The 15,611-nt window shown below is 47.8% G+C and carries 13 protein-coding genes; 9 read left to right on the top strand and 4 right to left on the bottom strand.

What is annotated here, in order from left to right; genetic code table 11:
• Positions 1–65 precede the first annotated feature (65 nt).
• Positions 66–2,366: an ATP-dependent Clp protease ATP-binding subunit ClpA gene (gene clpA, locus H5336_RS00900; RefSeq protein WP_185230504.1), complete on the top strand. Its 2,301-nt coding sequence runs from the start codon at positions 66–68 to the stop codon at positions 2,364–2,366.
• A gap of 69 nt (positions 2,367–2,435) precedes the next feature.
• On the opposite strand, the gene infA is transcribed toward clpA, so the two are convergent.
• The 4 genes from infA to trxB form a co-directional block, all read right to left on the bottom strand.
• The gene (infA, locus tag H5336_RS00895; RefSeq protein ID WP_045859879.1) at positions 2,436–2,654 is read right to left on the bottom strand and encodes a translation initiation factor IF-1; all 219 of its coding nucleotides are present in this window, start codon (positions 2,652–2,654) and stop codon (positions 2,436–2,438) included.
• A 705-nt stretch (positions 2,655–3,359) separates the two neighbouring features.
• The gene (locus H5336_RS00890) at positions 3,360–4,109 is read right to left on the bottom strand and encodes an arginyltransferase (protein WP_185230502.1); all 750 of its coding nucleotides are present in this window, start codon (positions 4,107–4,109) and stop codon (positions 3,360–3,362) included.
• Positions 4,087–4,884, bottom strand: coding sequence for a leucyl/phenylalanyl-tRNA--protein transferase (gene aat, locus H5336_RS00885; RefSeq protein WP_185230500.1), 798 nt, complete (start codon positions 4,882–4,884; stop codon positions 4,087–4,089). The genes H5336_RS00890 and aat overlap by 23 nt, the downstream gene beginning before the upstream one ends.
• A 39-nt stretch (positions 4,885–4,923) precedes the next feature.
• On the bottom strand, positions 4,924–5,871 hold the full coding sequence (gene trxB / locus H5336_RS00880; protein WP_185230498.1) for a thioredoxin-disulfide reductase: 948 nt from the start codon (positions 5,869–5,871) through the stop codon (positions 4,924–4,926).
• Between the two features lie 202 nt (positions 5,872–6,073).
• Here trxB and H5336_RS00875 point away from each other — a divergent pair, with 202 nt between their 5' ends.
• The 8 genes from H5336_RS00875 to gorA all read left to right on the top strand — a co-directional run bounded on the left by H5336_RS00875 (position 6,074) and on the right by gorA (position 15,502).
• Entirely contained in the window at positions 6,074–8,422 is a 2,349-nt protein-coding gene (locus H5336_RS00875) for a DNA translocase FtsK (protein ID WP_246438987.1), read from the top strand.
• A gap of 54 nt (positions 8,423–8,476) precedes the next feature.
• The gene (gene lolA / locus H5336_RS00870; protein WP_185230496.1) at positions 8,477–9,103 is read left to right on the top strand and encodes an outer membrane lipoprotein periplasmic chaperone LolA; all 627 of its coding nucleotides are present in this window, start codon (positions 8,477–8,479) and stop codon (positions 9,101–9,103) included.
• 48 nt (positions 9,104–9,151) lie between these two features.
• Entirely contained in the window at positions 9,152–10,495 is a 1,344-nt protein-coding gene (locus H5336_RS00865; RefSeq protein ID WP_185230494.1) for a replication-associated recombination protein A, read from the top strand.
• A 28-nt stretch (positions 10,496–10,523) separates the two neighbouring features.
• Positions 10,524–10,895, top strand: coding sequence for a fluoride efflux transporter CrcB (crcB, locus tag H5336_RS00860; RefSeq protein WP_185230492.1), 372 nt, complete (start codon positions 10,524–10,526; stop codon positions 10,893–10,895).
• 11 nt (positions 10,896–10,906) lie between these two features.
• On the top strand, positions 10,907–12,187 hold the full coding sequence (gene serS / locus H5336_RS00855; protein ID WP_185230490.1) for a serine--tRNA ligase: 1,281 nt from the start codon (positions 10,907–10,909) through the stop codon (positions 12,185–12,187).
• A gap of 31 nt (positions 12,188–12,218) precedes the next feature.
• The gene (cysG, locus tag H5336_RS00850; RefSeq protein WP_185230488.1) at positions 12,219–13,601 is read left to right on the top strand and encodes a siroheme synthase CysG; all 1,383 of its coding nucleotides are present in this window, start codon (positions 12,219–12,221) and stop codon (positions 13,599–13,601) included.
• A gap of 98 nt (positions 13,602–13,699) precedes the next feature.
• Positions 13,700–13,966 carry a hypothetical protein gene (locus H5336_RS00845; RefSeq protein WP_185230486.1) on the top strand — a complete coding sequence of 89 codons (267 nt, stop codon included), beginning with the start codon at positions 13,700–13,702 and terminating at the stop codon, positions 13,964–13,966.
• 141 nt (positions 13,967–14,107) lie between these two features.
• On the top strand, positions 14,108–15,502 hold the full coding sequence (gene gorA, locus H5336_RS00840; RefSeq protein ID WP_185230484.1) for a glutathione-disulfide reductase: 1,395 nt from the start codon (positions 14,108–14,110) through the stop codon (positions 15,500–15,502).
• Positions 15,503–15,611 lie beyond the last annotated feature (109 nt).

The following is a 15,611-nucleotide window of genomic DNA, read 5'->3' as shown; positions in this document are numbered from 1 at the left end:
AAGCCTGACCTTGCTGAAGTTAGTATGATAAGTAGTGAAGGTGGGCATAACAGGTGTAAGTAACGATGCTAAGTAAAGAGCTAGAATCTACGTTAAATACTGCTTTTAAGGGGGCGCGGTCAAAGCGTCATGAGTTTATGACTGTTGAGCATCTTTTGCTCGCGCTTCTGGACAACGAGTCTGCTGCCAGTGTTTTAAGGGCCTGCGGTGCAGATTTAGGTGTATTGCGTCGTGATCTTTCTGAATTTGTTGATTCAACAACGCCGCTGATTCCCGAAGAGGATGAAGACCGTGAAACTCAGCCTACTTTAGGCTTCCAGCGCGTGCTTCAACGCGCAGTTTTTCATGTGCAATCTTCAGGAAAAAACGAAGTAACAGGAGCCAACGTTCTCGTTGCTATCTTTAGTGAACAGGAAAGTCAGGCGGTTTACTACCTGAAACAACAGGGTATTGCCCGTATTGATGTTGTTAATTTCATTACTCACGGTATTTCGAAAGTTTCAGGTTCGAATGCGCCCAGTGATTCGGGTAGCCATGAGCAGCCAGACGAAGAAGCCGCTGCAAGTACCGAAAACAGCTCCCAGAACCCTCTAGATGCCTTCTCAACCAATTTAAATGAGCAGGCTATAGCGGGGCGCATAGACCCGCTTGTTGGGCGTGCATACGAGGTAGAGCGCGTAATTCAGGTGTTGGCGCGCCGCAGAAAAAACAACCCATTATTGGTTGGCGAGAGCGGCGTTGGTAAAACAGCCATTGCTGAGGGGCTAGCGAAGAAAATTATCGATAATGAAGTGCCCGACGTATTAGCCGATAGCACGGTTTATTCGCTCGATCTTGGGTCTCTATTAGCGGGTACAAAATACCGTGGCGATTTTGAAAAACGCTTTAAAGGACTGCTGGCAGAGCTTAAAAAGCGTGAGCATGCGATTCTATTTATTGACGAAATTCACACCATTATTGGTGCGGGTGCTGCATCCGGTGGGGTGATGGACGCCTCCAATCTGTTAAAGCCTCTGTTAACCAGTGGCGATTTACGTTGCATAGGGTCCACTACCTTTCAGGAGTACCGGGGTATTTTTGATAAAGATCGGGCTCTTTCTCGACGCTTCCAGAAGATAGACGTGAATGAGCCGTCTGTTGAAGACACCTATAAGATTTTACGGGGCTTAAAATCTCGTTTTGAAGAACATCACCATCTGAAATATACCGATCCAGCACTTAAATCGGCGGCTGAGCTTGCGAGTAAGTACATCAGTGATCGCTTTATGCCAGATAAAGCCATTGACGTTATTGACGAGGCTGGTGCCTATCAGCAGCTACTGCCCGAGTCGAAACGCAAAAAAGTCATTGGTGTGCGAGATATTGAAGCCATTATTGCCAAGATAGCCCGTGTGCCGCCGAAAACAGTGTCGTCTAGTGACAAGCAGCTATTGGCAAAACTGGAAGCTACCTTGCGTATGACTGTGTTTGGTCAGGAAGAAGCTATCGACACCATTTCGTCGGCTATCAAGCTATCACGAGCAGGTTTAACTAATCACGATAAGCCGATTGGTTCGTTTTTGTTTGCAGGCCCTACGGGTGTGGGTAAAACAGAGTTGTGTAAGCAGTTGGCAAGTGCCATGGGTGTTGAGCTAATCCGTTTTGATATGTCTGAATACATGGAGCGCCATACTGTATCGCGCTTAATCGGCGCTCCTCCTGGGTATGTAGGGTTTGACCAGGGAGGTTTACTCACTGAAGCCGTAACCAAGCAGCCTCATACCGTTGTGTTGCTGGATGAAATCGAGAAAGCCCATCCTGATGTTTTTAATCTGTTGTTGCAGGTAATGGATCACGGTGCATTAACTGATAACAACGGGCGTACCGCCGATTTTCGAAATGTTGTGCTGATTATGACGACTAATGCCGGTGCTGAAACTATGAGTCGGGCCTCGATTGGCTTCACCAAGCAAGACCACTCCAGTGATGGAATGGAAGCCGTGAAGCGATCATTTTCCCCTGAATTCCGAAACCGGCTCGATGGTATTGTACAGTTCGGCAGCTTAACTTTGGATGTAATAAAGACCGTTGTAGATAAGTTCCTGATGGAATTACAGTCTCAGCTGGACGACAAGAAGATCACCCTGGAAGTTAGCGATGCCGCGCGTGATTGGTTGGCTATAAACGGGTACGATGAGAAAATGGGTGCCCGCCCCATGGCTAGAATTATCCAAGAAAAAGTCAAAAAGCCGCTTGCCGATATGGTGTTATTTGGAGTGCTGGCGGAAAAAGGTGGGGTGGTGACTGTTGACGTGAAAGACGATCAGCTGTTGGTGATTCCTGAAGTGGAAAGGCCTAAAGAGGGCTCTCCTGAAGCTTGCGCTTAAAGTGTTTTCATATCAACAAATAAAAAGGCCTGCTTGATGCAGGCCTTTTTATTTGAAACTCGTTTAACTTTAGCGGGCGCGGTAGGTAATACGGCCTTTGCTTAGGTCGTAGGGCGTCATTTCAACTTTGACTTTGTCGCCAGTAAGAATACGAATGTAATTCTTACGCATTTTTCCGGAGATATGTGCTGTTACCACATGTCCATTTTCGAGTTTCACTCGGAAGGTGGTGTTAGGCAATGTGTCGATAACTTCGCCTTCCAGTTCAAAATGGTCTTCTTTCGCCATTCGGCATAAACCTCAAAATGTATTATAGGTTGCTTTTTTAGAGGCGGCATTTTGCCCTAAAAGCAGAGCGAATCCAAGCTAAATGGCAAAACCCAAGAGAATAATTATGCTGGGTTGATCTTTATTGCGCTTAACCACTTAAAAAGAAACGATTGGTCTAGCGAAATAAAAGATCTTGTTGAGGTTGTTGGCAAGGCAATCGGCTTGGTAGCTATTTTAGAGTGGTACCGCTATTTAGTGCTTTTGGTTCCTGGCTTTGTGTGCGGGGCAGGACTAGGGGAAATATACAGGCATGCTTGTTGTGACAAGGAGAAAATTTTTAATGCCATGCATGAAATGTACACCAAGCCCCGAAGGGGGAGGCCTCGAAAGCTTTATCGCAGCGTCGGCTCAAACCGGAAAGGCAGCCACCCCTCCGTTGTACAGTCCTTCTAACACTTAGGCTTGCTATGCCCCGTAGCGGCTAAATTCAATTATTAGAGCCACTCTTATCCGCTTATTTTTATGTGCGAATAAGAGTTAGTTCAAGCGGAATTGATGAATATATCATTTTAAAAACGTTAGCTTCGCCAGGCAAAAATAGTTTTTTGAAGCGCCCTTACAGCACTTGGTCGTTATAGTGTTTTCGGTTTGAGTAAAAAGACGCTTAGCCAATCGTTGTCGTGCGTAGTGGGGTGGAGGAGGCACCCCAAAAGGGGTGTTATATTATAACAGTTGCATTTTGGAGGCCACTTCTGGTGGTTTATCAGTCACAGTGACCCAGTTTTGACCAACCATTACCTGGTAAGGTTGGAAAAGTGTTTTGTAACTCATTTTTTGGCATTTTCTAATCCAATAACCAAGATAGAGGTAGGGCAGCTTTTTTTCTTGCGCCAGTTGAATTTGGTGGAGTACAGCAAAGGAGCCTAGACTGCGTTTGGCGGCTTGGGGGGAGAAAAATGAATAGACGGCAGAAAGGCCATGGTCCAAAAAGTCCGTAACAGCAACGGCCAAAAGTTCACCCTCCGCGCTGCGCATTTCTATGTAACGGGTAGCACCCCATTCAGCCGTTAAAAAATCGGTGTATTGGCCTCGGCTCGGCGGAAACATGTCGCCGTCAGAATGACGGTCATTGATGTAGCGTTCGTATACAGAATAATGTTCGTCTGTATCTATAGAGTCGACGAAGGTAATGCTTAAATCGCTATTAGTTTTTTGGCAGCGTTTTTGAGCTCGGTTGGGTTTGAACTCCTGGGTTAATAGTCGTATGGGAATACAGGCATGGCAGGTTTCGCAGTGAGGTCGGTAAACATGGGATCCGCTTCGTCGGAAGCCGTAGCGAGATAGGTCGCTGTATACCGCCGCATCAATACTGGCTGTAGGGTCTATGAATACCGTTGTCGCATCTTCCCCAGGCAGGTAGCTGCAGGCGTGGGGTCGCGTGGCGTAGAGTTTAAGTGTTGTTAAGTCCGTCAAATCCTTTCTCCGGCATCTGCCATGCTTGGGACCAATCCAATAGTGGGATCTTACCGGCGTAGGTTACTACCGATTTTTGAATTCCGCCATTGTTGCCCAGTGGCGTGGGGGTACGGTTTACTGTTTGGGCTAGCCGTTGCTCAAATTCGCATCTCGGTATTTCTTTGGCACCGAACGAGTTAAGGTATTGTGTGTGAATTTGGCAGTCTATGAGTTCGAATCCCCAAAGCTTAAGCTGCTGTGCAAGTGTTGCGAAGGCCACTTTTGAAGCACCGCTCACGAGACTGTACATTGATTCGCCAAAATAAGAGCGCCCCAACGCAATACCATATAGGCCGCCCACAAGCTCGTCGTTTTGCCATACCTCTACAGAATGGGCCACACCCATAGCGTGCAACTCCATGTAGGCGTCGATCATCTCTTCGGTAATCCAGGAGCCGTCCTGCTCTTTGCGTGCAATGGTTCCACACTGGCGCATAACGGTCTCGAATTGTTGGTCAAACGTAATGCGGAAGGGCTGTTTCCGAAGCAGTTTTCGAAGTGTTCGCCCAAGGTGTAGATCGTCAGGCGATAGCACCATACGTGGGTCGGGAGACCACCACAGGAGTGGCTGGCCATCACTGTACCAGGGGAAAATACCTAACGAGTAAGCTTTGATTAATCGTTCTACTGTAAGGTCACCGCCAACGGCCAGCAGCCCGTCGGGGTCCTTTAGTGCAGATTTTGTCGGAGGGAACCAGGTGTTTTGTTCTTCAAGCCAATGCAGCTGGCTCATGGCGGATTCCCCTGAGTAAAATGCCGGGCGATGCCCTAGTTATAGGTTGTCGATGTACTTCTCTGCATCTAATGCGGCCATGCAGCCGGCACCAGCGGACGTTACAGCCTGTCGGTAGACGTGGTCAGCAACGTCACCGGCGGCGAAAACCCCTGGCACGGTTGTCGCCGTGGCTTCACCTTCTAGGCCGCTCTTAATTTTGATGTAACCGTTGTGCATATCGAGCTGACCTTCGAAAATGTCGGTGTTGGGTTTGTGCCCAATAGCGATGAATACACCGCTTATATCAATGTCTTGAGTGCTGCCATCAAGCGTTGATTTTACACGCAGGCCATTGACACCAGTATCGTCGCCCAGTATTTCATCTAAAGTGTTGTTCCACATAATGGTTACATTGCCGTTTTTGGCTTTTTCCAGTAAACGAGTCTGCAGAATTTTTTCTGAGCGCAGCGCATCACGGCGGTGAATCAGAATGACTTCGCTGGCAATATTCGATAAGTAGAGTGCTTCTTCGACGGCTGTGTTACCGCCGCCGACCACAGCCACTTTCTGATCGCGATAGAAAAAACCGTCGCAGGTGGCACAGGCGCTAACGCCTCTACCCTGAAAGGCTTCTTCAGAGGGCAGACCAAGGTATTGAGCGGAGGCTCCTGTGGCGATTATTAGTGCATCGCAGGTGTAGGTTTCATTGCCTACCAGCTTTTTGGGTGTACTCTTCAGGTCACATTCATGAATATGGTCGAAAATGATCTCGGTATCGAAGCGTTCAGCATGTTGCTGCATGTTAACCATTAGGTCGGGACCTTGGAGTTCTGCAGGGCCACCGGGCCAGTTTTCCACTTCAGTTGTGGTGGTTAGTTGGCCACCTTGTTGCATTCCCGTAATGACAACTGGTTTTAGGTTGGCGCGGGCGGCATAGATAGCGGCCGTGTAACCGGCTGGGCCGGAACCTAGAATAATCAGAGGGAAATGCTTGGCGTCGCTCATAATTTACTCTTCCTGTGACAAATGTTGGCTATAGCGCGAAAATAAAAGGCAGCATACTAGAGTATTCGCTTGGTATGGGCCAATCTACAGCCTCTATATTTGCTATTAAGAAAACTTATCTAACCCGATATCGTCAATATATTGGGATTAATAAAGCGGGTACAATGGCCCCGTATTACAAATAAAGAGACTGAGCACCATTTTGAGTAAAGCAGAAACATCTACAGCGGGGCAGGTTGTCGAAAAAGCGACCACGGCAGCCCGTATTGTTCGCGAAGGCATCCTTATTGGTTTAATGCTCGCCTGTGCATTTATTGCCCTTGCGTTATTAACCTACTCAGCAAATGATCCGGGTTGGTCTAAAACCGGTGCTGGCGGCGTTCTGGAAAATGCCGGCGGGCCGGCCGGTGCATGGCTGGCTGATGTATTTTTCTCGCTGTTTGGCAATATTGCCTATTTGTTCCCGTTACTGCTTGCCTATCAAGTGTTTGTTCAGTTACGTGACCGCTCGGGTGTGCATTTTGATGTTGTTGTTTTTTTGCTCAGGCTGATTGGCTTTTCTTTGGTTATGACCGCGGCTACAGGCATCGCGGTTATGCAGTATGGAACAGAGAGTGCGCTGCTGCCTTTTTCTGCCGGTGGTTACCTTGGCCTCACGACAGCGATGGCCATCAATAATACTTTTGGGTATATGGGTGGGAGCATGCTGCTCCTGGCTATCTTGTTGTTTGGCTTGACTATCTTTGTTGAAATTTCCTGGTTCGTAGTCATGGACTCACTTGGCGGTGTTGTTTTTCGCGGAAGTGCATGGGTGCGTTTGCGTTATACCCAATGGCGTCAGGGGGCCGAAGAACGTAAAAAAGCACGGGTTGCCGTGAAGCAGCGACGCGACGCCGCGAAAGTTCGGGTGGAGCACGAAAAGAAACGAAAGCCGCCTACTATAACCCCGCCAAAGAAACAAAAGCCTGAACCAAGTGTACGTGCGCAGAAAGAAAAGCAGCAAAAGTTACAATTCGACGATACGCCTGCTGTTGGTGAGCTACCTCCGGTTGACCTTCTAGATCCAGCGGATAAAAAGAGTGATAAAGGTTATTCGGAAGATTCATTGGAAGCGATGTCGAGATTACTGGAATTAAAATTAAACGATTTCGGTGTGATTGCCGAGGTGGTTGCTGTATTGCCTGGCCCGGTGGTGACGCGCTTCGAAATTCAACCCGCGGCCGGTGTGAAAGTGAGCAAAATTAGTAATCTTGCGAAAGATCTTGCACGCTCATTGGCGGTTATCAGTGTTCGGGTAGTGGAGGTTATTCAGGGGAAGTCGGTCGTTGGTATTGAGATTCCCAATGAGTATCGTGAAATGGTTCGATTGAGCGAGGTGATTAATTCCGCTGCTTTCGATAAATCTAAATCGCCGCTCTCTTTGGCGTTAGGCCATGACATTTCAGGGCAATCGGTTATCGCCGACTTGGCAAAAATGCCGCATCTACTAGTGGCGGGTACAACCGGCTCGGGTAAATCTGTGGGTGTTAACAGCATGCTGATCAGCATGCTGTATAAAGCTACACCAGAGGAAGTTCGCCTAATTCTTGTTGACCCCAAAATGCTTGAGCTTTCCGTTTACGATGGTATACCGCACCTGCTTGCACCCGTAATTACGGATATGAAAGACGCGGCTACCGGCCTGCGTTGGTGTGTTGGTGAAATGGAGCGTCGCTATAAATTAATGGCGGCGATGGGTGTTAGAAATCTTACCGGCTACAACAAGAAAGTTCGCGATGCAGAAAAAGCGGGCGCCCCCATTACCGACCCGTTGTGGGCTCCCGAAGATGACGGTGTAGTTGAAATGGACAACGCCACTGCGCCGAATTTGACCACTATGCCGTTCATCGTTATTGTTATCGATGAATTTGCAGACATGATGATGATTGTTGGCAAAAAAGTTGAACAGTTAATTGCACGTATTGCGCAAAAGGCTCGAGCGGCGGGTATCCATATGATACTTGCCACGCAGCGACCATCGGTTGATGTGATAACAGGCTTAATTAAAGCTAATGTTCCCACGCGTATGGCATTTCAGGTTTCGTCAAAGATTGATTCTCGTACAATTCTTGATCAGGGCGGTGCAGAGCAATTGCTAGGGCACGGTGATATGCTATTTCTACCACCGGGTGCAGGGGTAACAGTTCGTGTTCACGGGGCTTTTATCGACGACCACGAAGTGCATAAAGTTGTGGCTGACTGGAAAAAACGCGGTGCTCCCGACTATCTCGAAGAGATTTTTAGCGAGGAGGTTGCCAGTATTCCAGTGCCGGGATTTTCCACCGATGAGGGTGATGGTGGTAAGCCCGAGTCAGACCCCCTGTATGATGAAGCCATTGCCTTTGTCACTGAATCGCGTAAAGCCAGTATTTCGGCGGTTCAACGAAAGCTTCGGGTTGGTTATAACCGTGCCGCTAGGCTAATTGAAGAAATGGAAATGTCTGGCGTTGTTACTGAAATGGGTTCAAACGGAATGCGTGAAGTTCTGGCACCTCCGCCGCCTAAACGCTAGCCGTTAAATGCTGTACCTAAACACCAATATTCCAACACCGGGACACCCAGTTTAATGAAACGATTTTTGAACGGTTTTATCGGCTTACTTTTTATTTGCAGTACTGCACACGTGGTGGCATCTGCAGAAGAAGATTTAAGTAAACGTTTAAAGGCCATAGAAACTTTTTCGGCGGCGTTTACACAAATAATCAGTGATCCATCGGGTGAGGAAATTCAATCAACTTCCGGCCTGGTGCAACTGAAAACGCCTGGATTGTTCTATTGGCAGGTGAACCCACCCTTTGAACAGTTGGTGGTAGCGAATCAGCAGTTTTTATGGGTGTACGATGCAGACCTGGAGCAAGTTACGATTTCAGACCGACAGAAATTGGACAATAGCCCGGCGCAAATATTAAGTGGTGATTTCTCTAGCCTTGGCGATCAATACAGCGTTACAGAAAAAAAACAAAAAGGCGGGAATTTATACCGGTTGAAGGCATTGGTTGATAACAACCAAACGTTTACAGAATTACTTTTTGAGTTTAGTAATCAATCACTGCTTACGGGCATGAAACTCACCGATAGGTTGGGCCAGGTAACGTCTGTTTTGTTCAGCGAAATAAAACTAAATACCGGCATTGCTGATACCGTTTTTGAGTTTGGTACACCCGAAGGTGTCGATATAATCGTAAATGAATAGCGTGTAGAGAGGGTATTGCACCTACCAGCTATATTAGCATTAGAACCTATGACCTCCGATTTATTCGTTTCTTCAGCACAGAGCGCAACTACCGGCCGTTCCCAACCGCTGGCCGCACGTTTGCGCCCAAAAAGGCTGGTAGAATATTTGGGTCAGGAACACCTGCTTGGCGAAGGAAAGCCGCTAAGGCTCGCGTTAGAACAGGGGCAGGTTCACTCAATGATATTGTGGGGGCCTCCGGGCGTAGGTAAAACATCGCTAGCCAAACTGCTGGCAAATGAAATTAATGCCCACTTCATGTCGATATCGGCCGTGCTGGCCGGGGTAAAAGATATTCGTGCGGCCGTTGTGGAGGCGCAGCAGCAATGGCAGGCCTACCAGCAAAAAACCATTTTATTTGTAGACGAAGTACACCGCTTTAATAAGTCCCAGCAAGATGCTTTTTTGCCCTACGTGGAAGACGGCACTATAACGTTTGTTGGCGCCACAACCGAAAATCCTTCTTTCGAAGTGAATAATGCACTTCTCTCTCGCTGTCGTGTGTATGTGCTGCAGGGCTTCACTAACATTCAGCTTTCGCAATTGCTCGGCCGTGCTCTAAGCGCAGCTGAGGGGTTGGTTGATCAAAAGCTGACGTTAGGGGAAGGGGTTGAAGATTTGCTAGTCGCCGCCGCTGATGGTGATGCTCGTAAAGTGCTTAATCTCCTCGAAATTGCTAGCGACCTAACCGAGGCCGGGGAAGCGGTTAGCCTAGAGGTTGTTAAACAGGTGCTCACCGGCGACGTGCGTCGCTTCGATAAGGGCGGTGACTTATTTTATGAGCAAATTTCAGCGCTACACAAATCTGTGCGGGGCTCAGACCCTGATGCGGCGCTCTACTGGTTTGTACGTATGCTCGACGGAGGTTGCGACCCACTGTATATTGCGCGCCGGGTGGTGCGTATGGCCAGTGAAGATATTGGTAATGCCGATCCACGAGGCCTACAAATTGCACTAAACGCATGGGATGTACAAGAGCGTTTGGGTAGCCCTGAAGGTGAACTTGCTATTGCGCAGGCCGTTGCCTATTTGGCTTCGGCTGCAAAAAGTAACGCGGTATATAATGCCTATAAAGCCGCCCGCGCCGATGTGCAGCGGCTGCCAAGTTATGATGTACCTAACCACCTACGCAATGCCCCTACAAGCCTGATGAAGGATATGGAATTCGGCAAAGGCTATCGTTATGCTCACGATGAACAGGGTGGTTTTGCCGCTGGCGAAAAATATTTTCCAGACGAAATGGGTGTTACCCAGTATTACCAGCCGGTAGAAAGAGGGCTGGAAATTCAAATAGGTGAAAAACTTCGGCGGTTAAGGGCTCTAAATGTGCAAGGCACTAAGCCAGAAAATTAATTTTGTCGACTTATTTATGGGGTAAAATATGCTTTGGCTTGCGGTTGCATTAGGCGGCGCCTTTGGCGCTATGGGGCGGTACGGTGTATCTGTACTGCTAGCACCACAATACATAAAGTTTCCCGTGGCGACACTTACGGTGAACGTGTTGGGTTCACTGATGATGGGCGTTTTTTATGTCATCATTGTTGAAAAGGCTATGATTTCACAGGAGTGGCGCCATGTGATCATGATTGGTTTTATGGGCGCCTTCACAACCTTTTCAAGTTTTTCAATAGAAGCATTGCATTTATTTCAAGCCGGTCACTGGCAAACTGCGCTTATCTATGTGGGTCTTAGTTTTTCGCTCTGTATAGCCGCCGTTTTTATCGGAATAACAATAACTGACAATTTAATATAATCGGGAAAATCATGTTAGATCCAAAATTCATCCGCGCACAACTTAACGATGTGGCCGAGGGCTTAAAAAAGCGCGGCTACCAACTGGATGTTGCCAAAATACAGGCGCTTGAAGAAGAGCGCAAAGTCGCGCAGGTAGAAAGTGAGAACCTGCAGCAGCAGCGCAACACAAAGTCAAAGGGTATTGGTAAAGCAAAGGCCTCTGGCGAAGACATAGCGCCCTTGCTGAAAGAAGTTGAAAATTTGAAAAGTGCGCTAACCGAAGCTGAGAAAAAGCTAAGTAATGTACAGCTGCAAATGGACGACATTATTTCGGGTATTCCTAACTTACTTTCCGACGATGTGCCGGTTGGTAAAAATGAGGATGACAATGTAGAAGTGTCAAAGTGGGGGGAGCCACGTACCTTCGACTTTGATGTGAAAGACCATGTTGATGTTGGGGATGTGCTCGGAGGCCTAGATTTTGAAACGGCCGGTAAAATTACAGGCGCGCGTTTTGCCATTATGACCGGCGCCGTGGCGCGTATGCACAGGGCACTTATTCAGCTAATGCTCAACACTCACACCGGTGCGCACGGCTATAACGAAATCTATGTTCCCTATATCGTTAACAAAGACTCGCTCTTTGGAACTGGTCAGCTGCCTAAGTTTGAGGAGGATCTCTTTAAGTTGCGCGATGATCGTGATTTTTATCTGATTCCCACCGCTGAAGTTCCCGTTACCAATGTAATGCGCAACGAGATAATCGACGAGAAAAAACTACCACTTAAATTTGCCTGTCATACGCCGTGTTTTCGTTCTGAAGCGGGTAGCTATGGGCGTGACACCCGAGGGATGATTCGCCAGCATCAATTTGAAAAAGTTGAATTGGTACAGTTTGTAAAACCGCAGGATTCAAACCAAGCATTAGAGGATTTAACCGGTCATGCAGAAAACATTTTGCAGCAACTGGGGCTGCCGTACCGTAAAGTCATCCTGTGTAGTGGCGACGTAGGCTTTTCTTCCACCAAAACTTACGATTTGGAAGTGTGGTTGCCGTCACAAAAAACCTACCGAGAAATTTCCTCCTGCAGTAGCTTTGGCGATTTTCAGGCTCGACGCATGAAGGCGCGTTATCGCAACAGTGATTCAGGCAAACCAGCGTTACTGCATACGGTCAATGGATCTGGTCTTGCCGTTGGTCGCACGCTGGTGGCTATATTGGAAAATTATCAGCAGGCCGACGGCTCTGTAGAGGTTCCCGAGGTTCTACGCCCCTATATGAATGGCGAGACGACAATTTCCGCCGCTTAATCGCCGGCCGCCTTAAATAAGAAGTTGTACTATGGATTACTTGCCGCTGTTTTTCGACCTCAAACAGAAAGCTTGTTTAATCGTTGGTGGAGGCGCTATAGCCACGCGTAAAGCTCGCCTACTGCATAAGGCGGGCGCCATTATTTATGTTGTTGCCCCGGTTATTGAGCAAGAGCTGCAACAAATAGTCGGTGGTAGTGGTGGAGTGCTTTCCTTCGAGCATTATCAGGAGCGTTTCATAGAAGGTAAGGTACTCGTTATTTCAGCAACCGACGATGAATCGTTGAACAAACAGGTTTCCGAACACTGCCAGCAGCGCAACCTTCCTGTAAATGTTGTTGATAGTCCCGACCTTTGTTCCGTTATTACTCCCGCTATTGTTGACCGTAGTCCGTTGATTATTGGTATTAGCAGTGGCGGTGAAGCCCCGGTTCTTGCGCGGCGTATACGTACAATGCTTGAAACTAGTATTCCGGCTGGTTACGGTAAGCTGGCCCACTTAATTGCAGGTTTTAGGAGCCGGGTAAAGAAAGCCTTTGCTGATGGTGAGCAGCGGAGACGGTTTTGGGAAAGTATTATCAACGGCCCTGTTGCGGAAAAAGCCTTATCGGGCGATGTAAGTGAAGCTCAGCAGGATCTCGAAGCAGCCTTGAGTCGCGGCGATTGTGAGGTGGGGGGGGAAGTGTACCTCGTGGGCGCGGGCCCTGGCGACCCCGATTTGCTGACCTTCAAAGCCGTTCGCTTGATGCAGAAAGCTGAAGTGGTACTTTACGACCGCTTAGTCTCAGAGCCCGTTTTGGATATGGTGCGCCGCGATGCCGACCGGATTTACGTGGGTAAAAGGCGAAGTGACCACACAATGCCACAGCAGGCAATTAATGAGCTTCTATTATCTTTAGCGCAGCAGGGTAAGCGAGTGCTGCGATTAAAAGGCGGCGACCCGTTTATTTTTGGTCGTGGTGGTGAGGAAATAGACTTGCTTGCCGAAAGCGGAATCCCTTTTCAGGTGGTACCGGGTATTACGGCCGCATCGGGTTGTGCGGCTTATGCGGGTATACCACTAACGCATCGTGACTACGCGCAGTCGGTACGTTTTATTACGGGCCATTTAAAAGAAGGGGAAGTTAACTTTAACTGGCAGGAATTCGTCGCGGACAATCAAACCCTTGTGTTCTATATGGGTTTGAAGGGCTTGGAGCAAATCTGCTATCAACTTGTTCACAATGGCAAGCCTGCTGATACTGCAGCCGCTTTGATTGAGCGCGGTACCCTGCCGGAACAACGCGTTCATATTGGCACGCTAGAGAGCCTGCCCGCTATTGTTGCAGGGCAAGATGTACATGCACCAACGTTATTGATTATTGGGAATGTGGTGAAGCTCGCAGAAAAGCTTGGGGGGAAGCCTCTAACATAATGCGATAACGGTTGTTGGGGTTATGAGCTGTGCTAAAGCAGCGGGCTCCTTGGCCGATAGTTATAAAAGAAAGCCAATTTTGTGTTGATTTAGCTATTATGGTTGATTCGATAAAACCCACACATTCCACCATCCCAAGCCGTTCGGCCAGTCGGAAAGAGCAAAACTCCCCGGCTGTAGAGTCTCATGGCGATAAAAAACAGCCTAAACAGCCCGTCCCACCAAAGGCTGTTAAAGAACGACGTAAGCACTCAGATCGTCGAGAACGGGAGCAAACGGGCTCCCGTGCTGTCTATGAGCTTCGTTCAGGGAAAGTTCGCCGAAAAAATGATCGTGGTCACCCTTCGATAGAGATAGACGTTTAAACTATTGTCATAATTTGAGATGTACTAGCTCAAACGACGATAGGTGCGGAAAATCCATTTGAGGGTGTGCTCAATCAAGTCTCGGGCGCCATCTCTTCGCTACAATTTTGTCCATTTTTCTATTAATTCACAGGTATATTCATGAATAGTAATTCGTCGTCTAATTCTTTTGACTATGACTTATTCGTTATTGGTGCTGGCTCCGGTGGCGTTCGTGCCAGCAGGATTGCGTCACAGTTGGGCGCAAGGGTGGGTATTACCGAAGACCTATATCTTGGCGGTACCTGCGTAAATGTTGGCTGCGTACCGAAAAAGCTGTTTGTATACGGCTCTCATTTTCGAGAAGACTTCGAAGCTTCTCATGGCTTTGGTTGGAGTTATGAAAACCTTAAGTTTAATTGGGAGACGTTGCGCGATAATAAAACGAACGAAATTGAACGACTAAACGGTGTTTACAACAATATACTCGAAGGTGCTGGTGTTGACATTTTAAGCGGGCGGGGAACCCTGCTGGATAGCAATACTGTACAGATTGACGACAAGCGGATCACCGCAAAAAACATATTAATAGCAACGGGTAGCTGGCCACGTAAACCCAATTACCAAGGGGCGGAAAACACGATAGATTCAAATGACTTTTTTTACCTAGATAAGTTACCCAAAAAGGTTATCGTAGAAGGTGGCGGCTACATCGCGGTAGAATTTGCAGGAATTCTAAATAGTCTTGGGTGCGAGACAGAGTTGGTGTATCGAGGGCCACTTTTTCTAAGACACTTTGACGGCGATATTCGGCAATTTATAGCGGAAGAAATGCAAAAGAAAGGGGTGAAGCTATCGTTCAATACGCAAATCGAAAAAGTAGCAAAACAGGATGACGGTACACTTTTGGTAAAAAGAGAGTGCCGGAGCGGCGAAGATCGCTCGTTCTCAGAAGTGCGCGTTGATGCTGTTGTAACGGCAATCGGTCGGTCGCCAAAAACACAAAATCTTGGTTTAGAGGCTCTCGGTGTAGAGCAGAAACCCGGAGGAAGTATAGTTGTCAACAATAACTTTGAAACCAATGTGCCAGGTATATTCGCTGTCGGCGATGTCATTGGTCGTATGCAGTTAACGCCGGTTGCATTAGCTGAGGGAATGGCCTTGGCGCGTTACTTGTTTGACGATAAGCCTATTCGTATGGATTACGACAATATTCCAACAGCTGTTTTTTGTCAGCCCAATATTGGTACGGTTGGCCTCACCGAAGAGCACGCCCATAGCTTGGGGCATAAGCTTGAGCTATATAAAAGTGTTTTTAAACCGATGAAGCATACCCTTAGCGGAGTGGACGAAAAAACTTTTATGAAGTTAGTGGTAGATGCCGAATCCAAAAAAGTACTTGGCGCTCACATGGTTGGCCCTGATGCCGGTGAGATAGTGCAGGGGATCGCTATAGCGTTGAAGGCGGGTGCAACTAAAGACGATTTCGATAGCACCATTGGCGTTCATCCAACGGCTGCTGAAGAATTTGTCACCATGCGATCGCCTGAAAAATAGCAGCACAATGAATGGAGTCAGTTTTAAACTAGCAAGAATGGCCTAGAACTGACTTCAAATATACTTTTGGTAAAACGACCCTCTAGATCGCTTTTAAGTCGAAACTGAT

It is taken from the genome of Teredinibacter franksiae, assembly GCF_014218805.1.
Lineage (GTDB): Bacteria > Pseudomonadota > Gammaproteobacteria > Pseudomonadales > Cellvibrionaceae > Teredinibacter > Teredinibacter franksiae.
This window is presented reverse-complemented; position numbering and strand designations above follow the sequence as displayed.